Here is a 14671-nt window from a genome sequence, read left to right as displayed (position 1 = left end):
GCTGTTGCCGGTTCATGGAGCGAACCCTGATCAGGGCTTATTGCGGACGACCAATGCCGTTGCAGGCGGTGGCGTTACCCACCGACAGCGAGTTGCTGGCGGTCCAGAAGGTGCTGCGAATGGCAGTTTTCCAGGTGTCGGTGATCGGGATCAGCTTGGCGGCGATGATTTCATCGTCGTTGTTGTTGGCATCGGACAGGGTGTAGTGGCGACCGATGAAGTCACGTACAGCCGCGGTATCGGTGCTGTCTTTGTAGCACTGGTTGAACACCAGGAAGGTGTAGCCAACGATGCTGTAGCCCGTCGCCGGGTTAGGCAGGACCTTGGCCCAGTTTTCCGGCAGGCCACGATCAGCAGCGGCTGGCGGAGCGATGGTGCTCAGGGCGGTAGTCACGTTGCCGACGGTGGGCAGGTTGCCGTTGACGCGAGCGACCACGGCGTTGCTGCTGGCGTTGACGTCTTCCGGACCGACGTAGCCGATGGCGCCTTCGGTGGAAAGCACGGTGCTGGCCATCGCGGTGCTGCCGGTCACGGCAGTGGAGTTCGCCGGAACGGTGCCGACAGCCGTGGTGAAGGTGCCGTTGGTGGTGAACTTGGTCGGGCACTGGCTGTTCAGGTGACGGGTGAAGATCTCACTGGTGCCGCTGCTGCCAGCACGGTAGTAGACCTTGATCGGGGTGCTGGGGTAGGTGCTGTTGACCTGGTTCCAGGTGGTGACAGTGCCAGAGAAAATGTCGCACAGCTGGGCGCTGGTCAGGTTCAGGTTGTTGACGGCGGTGCCGTTGGCCAACGTGAGTTTGTATGGAACGGTGACCGAAGTGGCTTCGGCAGGGATCTGAATGATCGGACCCCAGTTGGCGGCGTTGCCGGTCGGCACGGCTGGCGACTGGTGAGCGGCGCGATAGGTGGTCAGTTCAGCGCTGGACAGGATCGAATCGCTGCCGGCGTAGTCAACGGTCACGGCCGGAACGTAGACCTTTTCCAGGGCAGTTGCCGAGTTGCCGTCGAGGTTCCAGACCAGCACGTCCGAGTTGTTGGTCAGGAAAGCAGTCTTGCCGCCGCCGCTGCCCACACCCACGTAGTTGGCGAAGGCCGGTTGTGGCGCAGGGCCGTTGAGGATGCCGACGGGAGCAGCGACGCCACCGGTTGGAGGCACGCCGTACAGGTTCTGCGGCAGAGTGGCACCGCCACCGACGACAGCGGCCATGGCCTGGGCGGAGCAAAGGCCGGCGACGGCCATGGAAACAGCAAGAACGTTGCGCTTGAACATGAAGAATCTCCTTTCATCGTGTCTGGACGTTGGTAGTTCGCTTGTGCTTCTCATCGCGACCGCTGCCCCGAGCAGGTTTCCAGCGCTCTTTTAAAGGGGTGGCCACGGCGTAGAAGCTCTCAACTTCCGGTGACAGAGAAAGGAAAAAATCTCGGGTGTTCGGTGTTGTTTTTCCTGAATATTCTCGGGAGTTACCGACACCTTACTGACATTTCGCCCAGCTTTCGCAGCATGAGCGAAATTCCCATTGTATGCCCTGCCCCGTGCGCCGTAGCTTGGCGCGCCGTACATGTCGGACCGATGAACCCGAGTGGCGCTCTGGTGTGGGATGGTTGGGATCATTGCACCAGCTGATTGATCTCGATGATCGGCAGCAACACAGCCATGACGATGGTCAGCACGACGCCTCCCATGATCACAATCATCAGCGGCTCCAGGAGCGCCGTCATGCCCATGGCCCGCCGTTCGATGTCGCGGGACAGGGTTTGCGCGGCGCGTTCGAGCATGGGCGGCAAATTACCGGTTTTTTCGCCACTGGCGATCAGGTGGATCAGGATCGGCGGGAACACCTTGCCGACTCGCAGCGCATTGGCCAGGCCCACGCCTTCGCGTACCCGCAGCGTCGCATCAGCAACGCAATGAGCCAGGCGATCGTTGGCCAGCGTCTGCCCAGCGGCGTCCAGGGCGCGCAACAGCGGCACGCCGGCGCTGCCGAGAATCGCCAAGGTCGAGGCGAAACGCGCCGTGTTCACCCCAAGCACGAAGCGGCCGATCAGCGGAAGCCGCAACACCCGGCTATGCCAGGCCAGGCGTGCCTCGGCGTTACGCAAATAGCGGCGCCACCCCCACCAGCAACCGGCCAGCCCGGCGAAACAGGCCCAGCCCCAGGCGCGCAGGAAATCGCTGGCCTGCAGCATCACTCGGGTCAGGGTTGGCAGGTCCTGGCGCGCCTGGGAAAACGCGCTGACCACCTGCGGCACCACGAAACCCAGCAGGAAAATGACGATGACGATGGACACCACGCCCACCACCGCTGGGTAGATGAAGGCCGTGAGGATCTTGCCCCGCAGGTTGTTGCGCTCTTCGATGTAGTCGGCCAGGCGCTCCATCACCTGGGCGAGATCGCCAGACTCCTCCCCCGCTGCGATCATCGCCCGGTAGATCTCGGGAAAATCCCGTGGTCGCGCGGCCAGCGCATCGGCCAGGCGCATGCCGTTGCGCACATCGCCGCGCACCGCGCCGAGGGTGTCGGCGATGTGGCGTTTCTCGGCCTGGTCGACGGTGGCCGACAGGGCCGCTTCCAGGGGCAGACTGGCGCCCAACAGGCTCGCCAATTGACGGGTAGCCCAGGCCAGGTCGCTGTCCGACAATTTCGGGCTGAACAGGCCCGAGGCACCAGAGCTGCCGACTTGCAACTGCTCGTCGATGCGCAACGGCGTCAGCCCACGGCCACGCAGTTCAGCCATCGCACCGCGCTGGCTGTCGGCCTCCAGCACGCCTTGCTCGATGTTCCCCGAGGCATCGGCGGCCTCGAAACGGTAGCGGTTCATCAAGCGTCCCGGGTCACGCGCAGGATTTCCTCGCGGGCGGTGGAGCCACTGCTCACCCACCGTTCGCCGTCCTCGCGCATGCTTAACATGCCGGCCTGTCGCGCACAGGTGCGCAACGCCTGCTCGCCTTCGCCCTGATGGATCAAGCGCCGCACCTCGTCGTCTACCACGAAGAGTTCGTGGATGCCGGTACGCCCGCTGTAGCCGGTGTGGTTGCAGCGCGGGCAGCCATGGGGACGCCATTGGCCCGGCGCGGCTTCGTCAGGTTGCTTGCACTCCGGACACAGGCGACGCACCAGGCGTTGCGCCAGGACGCCGAGCAATGACGACGCCAACAGGAACGGCTCGACCCCGATGTCGGTCAGCCGCGTCACCGCCGACACCGCGTCGTTGGTATGCAGGGTCGCCAGCACCAGGTGTCCGGTCAGCGAAGCCTGGACCGCGATCTGCGCAGTCTCCTGGTCGCGGATTTCACCGATCATGATGACGTCCGGATCCTGGCGCAGGATCGCGCGCAAGGCCAGGCCGAAGCTCATGTCGATCCGGGTATTGACCTGGATCTGGCTGATGCCCGGCAGGTCATATTCCACAGGGTCCTCAACGGTGAGGATATTGCTGGTGCTGGCATCCAGACGGGCCAAGGCGGCATAAAGCGTGGTGGTCTTGCCGCTGCCGGTGGGGCCGGTGACCAGCACGATGCCGTGGGGTTGGCGGATCAATTGATCCAGTTGGCTCAGCACCGCGGGCGCCATGCCCAGGGTTTCCAATTGCAGGCGCCCGGCCTGTTTGTCCAGCAGGCGCATCACCACCCGCTCGCCGTGGCCGGTGGGCACGGTGGACACCCGCACATCAATAGGCCGTCCGGCAACACGCAGGGCGATGCGGCCGTCCTGGGGCAAGCGCTTTTCGGCGATGTCCAACTGCGCCATGATCTTGATCCGCGACACCAGCGCCGCGTGCAGGGCCTTGCGCGGCGCGACCACATCGCGCAGGGCTCCGTCGACGCGATAACGCACCACGGAATGGCTTTCAAACGGTTCGATATGAATATCGCTGGCCTCATCCCGCGCGGCCTGGGTCAGCAGTGCGTTGATCATGCGGATGACTGGCGCGCCACCCTCACTGTCCAGCAAGTCGGTGATCTCCGGGATGTCCTGCATCAGGCGATCAAGGTCGACTTCGTTTTCCGCCGCGCCAACGATCGCCGCGGCGCTGCCGGTGTCGGCATAAGCGCTGGTCAACAGCGCTTCGAGCTCTTCGTCGCGTATCCGTTGCAACGCAGTGGGACCATAACGCCGGCGTACCTCGTTGATGGCCCAGCCCGGCGTCGCGGCACTGACCAGCAACACGTTGCCCTCCTCACCGGCCTTGAGGAGGAGCCGCTGCGCCTTGGCCCACGCATAGGGCAACGCGCCCGCACCGGTTTGCAGGGAGGGGCTCATGGCTGCCCACCTGGTTCCAGCGGCACGGCGCGCATCGCTCGGGGTGGCTGATTGAGCGGTATCGGCTGACGGGGTGACGGATTGAGCGGCATCGCCTGGGCGGCCGGCGGCAACTGCGGCGCCTGCATATCCGTGAGCGGCCATTTGTGCGCTGGCTGCAGATTGCCTTGGGCACGACGGATAAAATCGTAGCGATTGAGGGTAATGCTGCGGCCGACGTTACTGTCGCGAATGATGTAGGGGCGCAGGAAGACCATCAGGTTGGTCTTGGTCCGCGAACGACTGTCGCTGCGAAACAGCGCGCCAATGCCCGGGATGCTGCCCAGCCCCGGAATCGCGTCGGTGCTTTCGGTAAAACCGTCTTGCAGCAGGCCGCCCAACACCATGATCTGTCCGTCGTCGAGCAGGATGCTGGTGTCGATGGCGCGCTTGTTGGTCACCGTGCCGGCGTCGCTGGAGGCGCGCGGGTCCACGCTGCTGACTTCCTGGTAGATGTCCAGTTTGACCGTGCCACCCTCGGAAATCTGCGGGCGTACATTCAGGCGCAGCCCCACTTCCTCCCGCTCGATTGTCTGGAACGGGTTGTTGCTGTTGCCGCCGCCGTTGGTCACGTAGTTGCCGGTGACGAAGGGGATGGTCTGGCCCACGAAAATGCTCGCCGCTTCGTTGTCCAGCGTCAGCAGGTTGGGCGTGGACAACACATTGGTTCCGCCCTTGCTTTTCAGGGCGCGGGCCAACACTTTCAGATCCAGCACCTGGCCGATGCCGGGAATATTCACCGTGCCCGAGACCTTGCCAATGCTCAAGCCACCGGGCAACGCATCAATGCTGTTCTTGGCCGAGGTATTGATGCCGGCACCGCCCAGGTTGGCGCCACCGATCCAGCCGTTGCCCGCCAGGTTGCCGGCTTGCCACTGAATGCCGAACGCACTCGCATCGTCTTCGCTGACCTCGACGATCAGGCTTTCGATCACCACCTGAGCGCGGCGCTGGTCGAGCAGATCGATGACTTCACGCAGGTTTCGATACAGCGGGTCGGGCGCGGAAATCAGCAACGTGTTGGTGGTGGTATCGGCCTGCACGGTGACGCCGTTGGCGGAAAACGCCACTGCGCCTTCGCCTGCCTGATGGCTGCCCTGGCCGCTCGACATTTGCAGGCCTGCATTCTGCCCATTGTTGGCTTGCGAACTGCTGCCGGTAGTACTCGACGAATGACTGCTGCTGGTCGTACTGCTGCCCGCCGGGCCACCCAGGCCACCGCCGTTCAACAGGCTCCGTGCGCTGTCGGTGGACGCACCGGCCATTTCCCCTTCACCCGTGAGCAAGCCGCGCAAAGCTTGCGCCAGCTTATTGGCCTGGGCGTTGCGCAGGTACACCACGTGGAGATTGCTCGGGTTATTCTGGGCATTGTCGAGCTTGTAGATCAGTTGCCTGGCCAGCTCGGTGCGTTCGGGGCTGCCGGTGCGCAGGATGATGCTGTTGGATCGAGGGTCGCCAATCACCGACACCTTTTGCGTCGCATCGGCGCCCTGCACGTCGAGCAACTCCGACACCATCGTCGCGATGTCGACGGCAATGCCGTTCTGCACGGGGACTACATCCGTGTCGATGGCGCCGGGTATGTCGACGTTGGCGATGATCTGCGCCACCCGATCAAGGTTTTCCGCATAGTCGGTGACCACCACCGTGTTATTGCCGGGGTAGGCATTGATGGGATTGTTGGCCGATATGATGGGTCGCAGTGCCGGAATCAGGTTGACGGCGTTTTCGTATTGCAAGCGAAAGGTCCGGGTGATCATGCCGTTGCCTGCCGCACGATCGGCGTCCCCCACCGGTCCGCCCAACAACTTGGCGTCGGCTTCCGGTACCACCTGGCTGACGCCTTGCACTTCGACCACGGCAAAACCCTGCATGCGCAGGGCCGCGAGCAGCATGTCATAGGCCGTGCGGGCCGGCACTTCGCCTTCGGACACCAGGGTCAGTTGGCCTTTGACACGTGGGTCCACCAGGAACTGGCGACCGGTGGCGCGTGACAGCGCACGCACCACCGCGGGTATATCCGCCTCGACGAAATTCAGCTGCACCGGTTGGTTGCCCAGTCCGTTGCCGGTCGGGCCGGCATTGTCGGCGGGCGGCCGAAGGCTTGAGCGCGATGGGGCCTTGCGCGTGACCTGGCGTCGCTGCTCTGCCTGTGCCTGCACGCGCTGGCGCTCCGCCAACGCGTCACCGCTGCCGGTCTGTGCCAGCGGCTGGCCCAGCTCACTTTGAGCGGGAATGGGCTGCGCCTGCTCGCTGCCCAATTGACTACAGGCACTGAGCAACAGCGCCAAGGGAATTGTTGACGCATACAGACCAAACCGCTTCATGAGGATTCCTTAGCGCCGGGCGCCTGTTCCATGCCAACGACCCCGGAAATCCGCGCGGCCGTCTCAGTGCTTTGCGAGGTTGCCCGTTGCAAATGAGCGTCGCGCACCTGCAGGCCGAGCCTGGGTGCGTCGTCCAGTAACCAGTTCAACAAGGCATCGGCGGGCGCGTCGTCGAGGGTCAGCCGCCAGGTCACGGCGCCGGCCTCGACGCGGTGCTCCAGGTCGTAGGCGCCGGCCAGACCGATGTCATCCAAACGCGCTTTCACAAGCTGTGGCGTGACCGCGCCGGACACCACGCCGGCATCCTGAACCTCGGCCAGCACTCCCTCCAGGGCCGCCGCCTGGGAGCGCAGGCGCGGCAGTTCGGCTTGCCAATGGTCGATGCGTTGCAGTGGCGGCTGGATCAGGCCGTACCACAGCAGCACCACGGGCAACACCAGCGCGGCGACCCGCAGGATGCGTTTATCCCGGGCACTGCTGCGTTGCCAGAACTGCTGAGCGCTGGCTCGCTGCGCCTGCCAGCGGGCGCGGTAACGGGCAAGGCTATTCATCCGCGCCTCCCACAACGGGCGCTGCCGCGGCGTGCGCTGGCAAACGCTTCAGCGTCCATCGCCCATTGGCGAGATCGGCCACGATGCCCGCTTGCGCCAGGCTGGTTTGCCAGTTGCTATCGGCGGGTGGCTTGCGGGCAGGCGTGCGGGGGGTCAGGTGCAATTCGCTGCCATCGAAGTCGAGTCTGTCGACCGCGCCCGCCATGAACGGCAACTGCCCAGCCGCCTGCTGCACCAGGGCAGCGAAGCTGACCGGACCCTCCGCCAGCGCGCCATTGCGCCGGGCATCGCGTTGCTGGCGAGCCTGCTGCAAGGGATTGAGAATCACCGGCAGTTCAGGAAAAGCCTGCTGGACCCGGCTGCTCATCTGCCCCTTGATTGCCTGGCCCTCGCCGGCCAACCGCATCGCGTACAGGTTGAGGCCCAGAGTCCAGATCAACGCCGCCATCGCGCAACAGCCGACCGCGCGGCCCCAGCGCTGATTGCCCCGGACGCTTTGTTCGATCCCGCTCAGTAAATTCCACGCCGGGACGGGACCGATCCAGCGTTGCTCGTCCGGCCATGGATCGACGGATTGCGCACCCTCGCCGATCCAACGCACCGTCCTTTCGCGCAACTGTTCGGCGCCTTCTTGCATCATCGGATGCACCCATGCGCGTTGGCGATCCTCACGGACCAGCAAATGACCTTCCACGCTTGCCGCCGTGCACGTGCCCGGCTCAGCCAGCGGCAGAAAACAAGGCGCCGCGTACACGCCACGCGGTTGCAACCTGAGCCCCTGCAACAGTTGCGAAAGACCCGACAGCGCCGCGCGCTCGAACCAGGCCAGTTGAACCTGGCCGCCCGCATCACGAGGCCCGTGCACCAGGTGCAAGGTATCGTCGCTGCCCAGCAGGAGGTTGTCTGTCGCACAGCGCACGGCATCGCCAAGGCGCGCCGGTGGCAGTGGCGGCAACTCGACGCAGGCGAGCAACGTGTCTTGAGGATGCAAGCAGAGTTCCAGGGCTTTGCCTTGGGCCGCGCCGCTCAGTTCCCGCAGGGGTCGCCGCCCCTGCTCGACCAGCGCACCCTTGCGATCGAGCCAGGCGAAGTCCAACGGGCTGTCGGCGGTCAACTGTGCCAACGGCGCCAGCGCTATGCGCAGCAAGGTGCTCATGCGCCCACCCGCGACCAGACCACCTGGGGCCTGCGCTGCTCGCTGCGATAAAACAACGCTTCGACACCGAAGCGGCGTTGTTCGACCGTGGCCCGTCCCCGCAATAGAAACCACTCGCTGGTAATGCCCAGGCGCAGCTGCTCGGTGCTCATCTGCGGCACGCGCAAGCGGTTGAGGAAATCCCCGCTGTTGATGAACCACTGGCCACGGTCACGCTCGGCAATCACCGCCTGTGCCTGGGCCACGCTCATACCGGGCACTCGTGCGGCCAAGACCTGGGCCGTGGTGGTATTGCCGTTCACCCAAGTGAGCGCCGGCAGCACCGTGACATAGGGGCGCAGGCGCTCAAGGGCAGCGAGGTCGATCCCGGGCAGGCCGGCCAGGTCATCGAGACCGCGCAACATCGGCCGGGTGGCGGGCAGCGGCTGGCTTTCGGCGTCCGGCGATGTCAGGCGACCGCTATCGAACCCGGGTGCCGCGCTGGAGACTGGCGGCGGTGGACGCAGGCGCTTGGGGTAGGCCTCTACCACGCGTTGGACGATACGGTTGCCCTGGGCCACGGGCACGCCCAGCTCGGCGCACAGGCGTTCGAATACGGCGACTTCCAGTGTGTCGAGTTGGCCGTCGAGGATCAGGTTGCGCAGGTTGAACTTGCTTTGCTCATCGCTGATATGGCCGTCGAACACCCCGCTTTCAGTGCCCAGGCGCACCCCACGCAAGGGCTGCGCCCACGCCTGGTCCAAACGCGTCATGGGCTCGCGCAGGCGTTGCTGCCAGAGCGCCTGGCGGGTCCATTCCAATACGCCATTGGACAGCCAGGCGCCCCGCACCCGCTGGCTTTCGCTTTCCACGCCGCGAGTCACCTGGACCTGTCGGGCGATCATGCCGGCGGCGATCACCGCGACCACGGTCGCCACCAGCAAGGCGCTGATCACCGCCATGCCACGCTGTGCTGAGCGATTCACGACTAGAGCTGCCAGGAGCCGATATCAGCGTTGACACCTTCGCCGTCGGGCTGCCCATCGGCGCCGAGGGAAAACACATCGACCTCACCGTTGGTGCCCGGGTTGAGGTAGTTGTAGGCGCGGCCCCAAGGGTCCTTGGGCAGCCGTTCCAGATACGCGCGCCAATTGCCGCTGGTGGCGTTGGCGGGTTTTTCCGCCAGGGCCTTTAGCCCTTCATTCATGGTCGGGTAGCGACCCTGGTCGAGACGGAACAGCTTGAGTGCCTGCATCAGGCCCGCAACATCCTGGCGGGCCGCCGTGGCCCTGGCCTGGTCGGGGCGGTCAAGCACCTTCGGCACGACCATGGCGGCAAGAATGCCGAGAATGACCACCACGACCATGATCTCGATCAGGGTAAAACCTCGCTGCCGGCGAGGGCCATGTGGGGGACGGCCAGACGATGCGACACCCATCTCGACACTCCTTGGCTGGCGCCGCATTCTGGCGCTGGTTGAGGTTTCCATTCGCTGCGGATTGTTCCAGCGGCATATGTCACTGGTATAAAAAATCCTCAGGAGCTTTGGTCAGCAATCCGTCAAACGCGGCCATTAGGCTGAAGCACATTTCCCCGACGATGCTCATTGCCATGACCCGACAGGTACCCCGGCAACGCGGCTTTACCCTGATCGAAGTATTGGTGGCGCTGCTGATCGTGGCGGTGGCGATGTCAGCGGCCGTTCGCGCCAGTGCACAAATGAGCCAGAGCAACGCGCTGTTGCGGGATCGCTCGATGGCGCTGTTGGCGGCCCAGAACAGCCTGGCAGAAGTGCGTCTGCGCGGGACCACAGATAAGGGCAGCGCCATGCAACGCTGTGATCAAGGACGCTTGAAACTCAGCTGCGAGCAGCAGGTAACCCGCAGTGGCGACCTGCTGAGAGTGAAAGTGCTGGTGCATGAACGTGAACATGACGGACCGCCGCTGGCGCGCCTGGAAACGCTGCTCAGCCGCCCTGTCACCCCGCCATGAATCAGCGCAACGACGGCAGCGCCACCGGCACCGGCAAACGAGCCATCGACAGGCGAGACTCAACGCCGGCCCGCTCGATGACCACGGCATCAGCCTCGATTCCTCTCAGGCGCACGCCTTCGCCCAATGGCTCACCCGCACGAAAAGCCCGCGGCGGCGAGTCCTCGATGCTGAGAATCGCCACCGCGCCATGGGGTCCGGCCAGTAGGCCGCTGAGCTTGATCTCCAGGTTGTGCGGGGAACTGGCGAACCATTGCGCCGCGGCTTGGCCAGTGGCTGCCAAGGGCGGCAAGGGTTCGCTATTGGCCTGGGCTTGCACGGGCGCCGAATCGTTGAGCAAGAAGCCCCAGGTGACAAGCCCCGCCACGCTGGCCAACACGGCGACAGCCTGGACCAGCGTGGCCGGATCAAGGCGATGGAAATGGCGCATGAGCGAATCCTCCGTGACGTCCAGTGCTTCAGGCTACCAGCGCTTTCTCACGGTTTTATTGCAAATTCACCCCAGCGAAAGGCGTAGAGACCATGAATGAATGGCGACACCGACAACGCGGCTTCACGCTGATCGAATTGATGGTCGTGCTGGTGATCATCGGCATCGCCAGCGCCGCCATCAGCTTGAATATCCACGCCGACGCTGCCAGTGGCCTGCGCGAAGATGCCAAGCGCCTGGCCTTGCTGCTGGAAACCGCCCAGGCCGAAGCGCGCAGCGACGGTCGTCGCATCGCCTGGGTCGCGGACAGCCAGGGCTACCGTTTCGTGCGGCTGGACGCTGTCGGCGTGCAGGACCGGGAGTTCATCAACGACCCGCAACTGCGCCCCAGGCACTGGAGCGCGGGACCGGTGCAGGTGCGCATCCACCCAGGCAAAACACTGGTGCTCGATGCCGAATGGATTGCCGCGCCCCTGCACGTCATTCTGTCCAGCGACCAGACCAGCGTATCGGTGAGGCGCACCGCGGCTGGCCGCATCGAGGTGCATTGATGGTCCGGCAAAACGGCTTCACGCTGATTGAAGTGATGGTCGCCATCCTGCTGATGACAATTGTCAGCCTGATCGCCTGGCGCGGGCTCGACGGTGTGACCCGCGCCGACGCCCACTTGCAGGACAGCGCCGAACAGCACGCGCAACTGATGCGCGCACTCAACCAACTGCAGCGTGACTTCGCCCTGCGCGCCACCACTGAACTGGCCGAACCGCCTCCACCCGACGAACCCTCGGCCAGCCGCCCCCCGGTGCCCGCTGCGATCAGTATTCGCAGCAGCGACAGCGACCCTTTGCAGTTGGAATTGATACGTGCCGCGGCGGACCAGGACGGCAAGATGCAACGGGTGAGGTGGTGGATTGAAAGCGGCACGCTTTTCCGTGCCTCGGGCGTCGCGCGGTCACGCTATCCCCTACCGGCGCCCAAGGAGCGTGTCGCGGTGTTGAGTGAGCTTGAGCGCGTTGATGTGCGGGTATGGCGCACCGACCGGGGCTGGAGCCATCTGACTGGCAGCAAGGAGGAAAATCCGGCGGGTGTGGAAATCAGCTTCAGCCGCCGCACGGCATACGGCACCGAGCGCTACCGCCAGGTGCTGGCACCGCTTCAATAGCAGCCCACTGGAATGAAAACGCCTAGCTGACCAGCACGACACCGCCCGGTAGCTCGGTAATGGTCGCGCCGTAGGCATCGCGAATCAGTACGGCGACATTCGCCAGTTGCGCCAGGCTGAAGCGCGCCTGAACCTTGCGCCGCCCGAGCTCAGCGTTCATCAGTACGATCATGCCGGGACGGTAGCGGTTGATCTCATCGATCACGCTCGCCAAGGGGGCATCGTTGAACACCAGCAACTGTTGACGCCAAGCCATGACTTGCTGGGTATCGAAGGGGGTGGGTTGGCCTTGTCGCTGCGCGGTATAGGTCAATTGTCGGCCCTGCTCCAAGCTCACGCGCCGCCCCTGATGCTTCAGTTGCAAGCGGCCCTCCAGGCACGTTACGCACACGCTACCCTCGGTGGCCCGCACATTGAACCGCGCCCCATCGGCGAACAACTCGCCATTGCCGGCAAGCACACGCAACGCCGTGCTGGCCTGGATTTCCAGTTCACCGCTCAGTACTTCGATGGCGGCGTCACCAGGGGCCTCGCTGCGCTGGCTGATGCGCGTCTGGGTATTGAGCTCAAGCACCACGCCCTGGGTCAGGTCGACGCGGCGTTGCTCGCCGACACCTGTATGAAAATCCGCGCCCACGGGCCAGCCGTCCAGCAGCGACGGGCGCGCGACCAGCACCGCAACCGACGCGGCAATCGCGCCGCCGAGAAACGCTCGGCGCCCGAAACGCCGCGGGTGGTTGACGACCTTTGCCGCCTGCTCCTGCTGGAGCTTTTGCTCGGCGGGCGCCATGGCCTGCCACAACTGGCGGGCCAGGAAAAAGGCCCGGGCGTGCTCGGAACTTTGCGCACTCCAGCGCCGAAAAGCCTCGGCGTCGGCGTGGGTGGCGTGCCCTGAAGTCAAGCGCACCAGCCAATGGAACGCTTCTTCCCGGAGCTGGTTAGCCGTGGCAGTGGCCGATTCAGATGCGCTTATAGACATGTTTTTCAAACGTGAAATGACTCAAGAAGGTATGCGCGACAAGCGCCTTATCACCTAAGACTGTTTTCCCGCGCCGGGACCGAACCGCTGAATCACTTTTCTTTCCAGGCGATCGGCACAGTATTGCAGCGCAGCCTTGAGTTCCTTCTCAACCATCCGGGTGGAGATGCCGAATCGCTGGGCGATCTCCTGATGCGGTGTTTGCTCTATGCGCGACGCCATCAATATTTGCCGGCGCCGGGGCGCAAGCTCGGTCAGCGCCTGCATCAGCGCGCGAATTTCAATCTGGCCACCGACGATCACCGCCGGGTCCTGATGTTCGTCGGCGGTTTGCATCAGTTCCTCGATTTCAGTGCCGGTGAGCAAGCGTGCATCCTGCGCACGACGGTCAGCCGCGATGTTCAGGGCCATGCGGAACAGGTAGGCGCCAGGCTTCTGCACGTCCACCGGCTGTTCCATGCGGTCTACCCGAAGATAGGTTTCGTGCAGTACGTCGTTGGCCAGGTCATCGGAGCCCAGACGCCGACGCAAGCGTGCGCGAAACACATCATAGGAAGCCAGGAACACCTTGAGCATGGTGCTCTGCTCCTTTTCCTTCATGGCTCTACCGCTCCTTCCCATGGGTTGCATTCCGTGCCTGCCGAAGCGGCGCCTGGCACCACCAGCACCGTCACCGGCTGCGGCAACGAGGACGGCGGAACCCGGCCGATGTCCAATGTGCCCAGCCCCTCGATAATCGCCGCATCGCGCCGGGCGTCACCGGTGGAGGCCAGCAAGCGACTGCGCCGCACCTCGCCCGATGCCCCCACCCACAGCTGTAACGCTGCTCGATAATGGCCCGGGCGAGTCACCATTGACCGGCAAAGCGCCTGCTCCAACGCGACCTGCAATGCACGGGCAAAATTGTCCTCGCGCACTGTAGGACCACCGTTGCGCGAAGACGCATCGGCGCGGAGGGTCAGCTTTGCCTCTTTCACGGTGAAAGCGTCTGCGCCGGTGTAGAGCGCCGCCAAGCCGCTACCGGCCAGCAGTTGCTCCAACGCCTGGCGGGCATTCAAGCGTCCGTGCACCGCGGTCGACCGTCGCCCATGTGCCAGTTGACGGTCCACCAGGATCGCCATCCCGCTGGCCCTGCTGTACAGCTCCAGGGCAACGGTCATTTCCTGGGCGGGTATCGCAAACTCGACAAAACGCGCCAGCCGATCGTCCACCTCGACAGGCGCAGGCGTGGCAGACCACGCGTCGCGTTGCGGCATCAATGCATGGAGCAACAAGAACAGTACCGTGGGCGCGAGGCAGCACCTGCTCAGCGCTTCTCTTGACATAGACATCTTCCGGCCCGAACGGCGTGTCGACGCCCTGCGTTGGCGCATCATGAGACGTGTACATGTCGTTTGTGTGACGAGCGCTGCAAAAAAAACATCGTCATACCTCGCTCCAATACGAGGTAGATTCAGGCTTCTACCGTTAGAAAGGAGCTCCGCCATGGACTGTCGTGTATTCGCGCTGCTGCTTGCTGCCCTTCCCTTGTGGGCCCAAGCCGCCGAGCCGGCGAATGAGGGATGCATCAATGTCGAGGTGAACGGGTACAAGGCGCTGTCCTACGAATGCCTGAGCGAACAGATGGCCAACCCGAAGGGTACGCCGGCAGCGCGCAAGAACCAGGAAGCGTTGAACGTGCCGATAGAGCAGCGAGCGCCGAACAGGCTGGGTCTGTACAACCAGTCGGCCACGCGGATTCGCATGGGCAATACCTTCGGCCACTCGGCGTTGCCGCAACGCCCACCGCAGTGA

The 14671-nt window shown here is 64.2% G+C and carries 16 protein-coding genes; 4 read left to right on the top strand and 12 right to left on the bottom strand.

All coding sequences use genetic code 11. From position 1 onward, the window contains the following. Nucleotides 1–37: 37 nt before the first annotated feature. The 8 genes from J3Q04_RS11750 to gspG form a co-directional block, all read right to left on the bottom strand. Complete coding sequence (locus J3Q04_RS11750) at nt 38–1270, bottom strand: substrate-binding domain-containing protein (protein ID WP_420763755.1); 1233 nt, start codon at nt 1268–1270, stop codon at nt 38–40. Between the two features lie 338 nt (nt 1271–1608). Beyond that, nucleotides 1609–2820: a type II secretion system inner membrane protein GspF gene (gene gspF / locus J3Q04_RS11745; RefSeq protein ID WP_434605995.1), complete on the bottom strand. Its 1212-nt coding sequence runs from the start codon at nt 2818–2820 to the stop codon at nt 1609–1611. Beyond that, nucleotides 2820–4262, bottom strand: coding sequence for a type II secretion system ATPase GspE (gene gspE / locus J3Q04_RS11740; protein ID WP_434605997.1), 1443 nt, complete (start codon nt 4260–4262; stop codon nt 2820–2822). Before gspE ends, gspF begins: the two co-directional genes overlap by 1 nt. Continuing rightward, nucleotides 4259–6628: a type II secretion system secretin GspD gene (gene gspD, locus J3Q04_RS11735; protein WP_434605999.1), complete on the bottom strand. Its 2370-nt coding sequence runs from the start codon at nt 6626–6628 to the stop codon at nt 4259–4261. Before gspD ends, gspE begins: the two co-directional genes overlap by 4 nt. Continuing rightward, the gene (gene gspM / locus J3Q04_RS11730) at nt 6625–7179 is read right to left on the bottom strand and encodes a type II secretion system protein GspM (RefSeq protein ID WP_434606001.1); all 555 of its coding nucleotides are present in this window, start codon (nt 7177–7179) and stop codon (nt 6625–6627) included. The genes gspD and gspM overlap by 4 nt, the downstream gene beginning before the upstream one ends. Further along, nucleotides 7172–8335 (bottom strand): type II secretion system protein GspL, encoded by a 1164-nt coding sequence (gene gspL, locus J3Q04_RS11725; protein WP_434606003.1) that lies wholly within the window; start codon nt 8333–8335, stop codon nt 7172–7174. Before gspL ends, gspM begins: the two co-directional genes overlap by 8 nt. Further along, on the bottom strand, nt 8332–9315 hold the full coding sequence (gene gspK / locus J3Q04_RS11720) for a type II secretion system minor pseudopilin GspK (protein ID WP_434611588.1): 984 nt from the start codon (nt 9313–9315) through the stop codon (nt 8332–8334). Before gspK ends, gspL begins: the two co-directional genes overlap by 4 nt. Further along, nucleotides 9303–9752: a type II secretion system major pseudopilin GspG gene (gene gspG, locus J3Q04_RS11715; protein ID WP_434606005.1), complete on the bottom strand. Its 450-nt coding sequence runs from the start codon at nt 9750–9752 to the stop codon at nt 9303–9305. The genes gspK and gspG overlap by 13 nt, the downstream gene beginning before the upstream one ends. Before the next feature lie 173 nt (nt 9753–9925). On the opposite strand from gspG, the gene gspI reads away from it, so the two are divergent. Further along, a complete protein-coding gene (gspI, locus tag J3Q04_RS11710) occupies nt 9926–10306 on the top strand; it encodes a type II secretion system minor pseudopilin GspI (protein WP_420763749.1) in 381 nt (126 codons plus the stop codon). Between the two features lies 1 nt (nt 10307). Here the strand turns inward: gspI and J3Q04_RS11705 are convergent, their stop codons facing one another. Further along, nucleotides 10308–10736, bottom strand: coding sequence for a type II secretion system protein N (locus J3Q04_RS11705; RefSeq protein ID WP_420763748.1), 429 nt, complete (start codon nt 10734–10736; stop codon nt 10308–10310). 92 nt (nt 10737–10828) lie between these two features. Between J3Q04_RS11705 and gspH the strand changes: the two genes are divergently transcribed. Further along, nucleotides 10829–11287, top strand: coding sequence for a type II secretion system minor pseudopilin GspH (gspH, locus tag J3Q04_RS11700; protein WP_434606007.1), 459 nt, complete (start codon nt 10829–10831; stop codon nt 11285–11287). Further along, on the top strand, nt 11287–11898 hold the full coding sequence (locus tag J3Q04_RS11695) for a prepilin-type N-terminal cleavage/methylation domain-containing protein (RefSeq protein ID WP_434606009.1): 612 nt from the start codon (nt 11287–11289) through the stop codon (nt 11896–11898). The genes gspH and J3Q04_RS11695 overlap by 1 nt, the downstream gene beginning before the upstream one ends. A 22-nt stretch (nt 11899–11920) precedes the next feature. Here the strand turns inward: J3Q04_RS11695 and J3Q04_RS11690 are convergent, their stop codons facing one another. From J3Q04_RS11690 to J3Q04_RS11680, 3 genes are read right to left on the bottom strand one after another with little or no spacing between them, the layout of a single operon-like run. Continuing rightward, nucleotides 11921–12877: a FecR family protein gene (locus J3Q04_RS11690; protein ID WP_434606011.1), complete on the bottom strand. Its 957-nt coding sequence runs from the start codon at nt 12875–12877 to the stop codon at nt 11921–11923. 54 nt (nt 12878–12931) lie between these two features. Continuing rightward, on the bottom strand, nt 12932–13477 hold the full coding sequence (locus J3Q04_RS11685; protein WP_434606013.1) for an RNA polymerase sigma factor: 546 nt from the start codon (nt 13475–13477) through the stop codon (nt 12932–12934). Further along, entirely contained in the window at nt 13474–14202 is a 729-nt protein-coding gene (locus J3Q04_RS11680; protein ID WP_434606015.1) for an STN domain-containing protein, read from the bottom strand. Before J3Q04_RS11680 ends, J3Q04_RS11685 begins: the two co-directional genes overlap by 4 nt. Nucleotides 14203–14362: 160 nt before the next feature. On the opposite strand from J3Q04_RS11680, the gene J3Q04_RS11675 reads away from it, so the two are divergent. Continuing rightward, nucleotides 14363–14671, top strand: coding sequence for a hypothetical protein (locus tag J3Q04_RS11675; protein ID WP_434559139.1), 309 nt, complete (start codon nt 14363–14365; stop codon nt 14669–14671).

The organism is Pseudomonas sp. D4-21, assembly GCF_051132125.1.
In the GTDB taxonomy this organism is placed as follows: Bacteria; Pseudomonadota; Gammaproteobacteria; order Pseudomonadales; family Pseudomonadaceae; genus Aquipseudomonas.
This window is presented reverse-complemented; position numbering and strand designations above follow the sequence as displayed.